The 708-nt window shown below is 40.1% G+C and carries 1 protein-coding gene; it reads left to right on the top strand.

The window, feature by feature from the left end; all coding sequences use genetic code 11:
• The first annotated feature begins 144 nt into the window (after nt 1-144).
• Entirely contained in the window at nt 145-531 is a 387-nt protein-coding gene (locus ACFINZ_RS10890) for a helix-turn-helix domain-containing protein (protein WP_375701526.1), read from the top strand.
• Nucleotides 532-708: the final 177 nt, after the last annotated feature.

Genomic DNA, 708 nt, shown 5'->3' with positions numbered 1-708 from the left:
CCACTGATGTGGGTGTCCCGGAATTCCGGGAGATTTTGCTATGTCCAGGTGCTACAAGCACTAAAAGCAAAAAGCTGATTTAGGTTCAGTGTTTTAGACTCCCGGAATACCAATGCGAGGGCGCTCGCAACCGGCGGGGGGAAGATGCAAGCGAGAAATCTTCATCAAGCAAAAAATCTTCATAATGACATTTTCGTGGGCAAAAAAATTCGTTTTCGGCGAAAAATGCTGAAAATGTCTCAAAAAACATTAGCTGATCACTTGAAGGTAAGTTCCCAACAAATTCAAAAATATGAAACAGGATTAAATCGTGTGAGTGCAGGGCGTTTAAAGGAAATTGCTGATATCTTAAGTGTTCCTATTGCCTTTTTTTACGCTGATCTCTTTACAAAACAAGACACCCCCACCCAGCATGATGAAATCGCCTCAAACAGAGAGGAATACCTGCTTTTAAAAAGATTTCGAGTTCTCACCTCAGTCAAACAAAGAGCAATTTTACAATTACTCTCTGAGCCTAATGAAAGCTTTTAATATCATGCGCACCCCAAAGGCTCTGTGCATCAGCAATCATGCGCATTCTTAAAGGCAGCCCCCAAAAGCAATTCTTAAAAATTTATTTGGTCAATCTAGAATAGCGCCTAACACATCATTTTATTTTGGATGTTAAGCATAAGCTTTAAATGCTATGGGAGATGATGGCAGTTTTTT

The sequence above is a fragment of the Bartonella sp. AA81SXKL genome (assembly GCF_042196945.1).
Lineage (GTDB): Bacteria > Pseudomonadota > Alphaproteobacteria > Rhizobiales > Rhizobiaceae > Bartonella.
This window is presented reverse-complemented; position numbering and strand designations above follow the sequence as displayed.

What these genes read in the sequence shown, in the direction of transcription:
- ACFINZ_RS10890 (WP_375701526.1), top strand. Translation starts at nt 145, where the DNA reads ATGCAAGCGAGAAATCTTCATCAAGCAAAAAATCTTCATAATGACATT.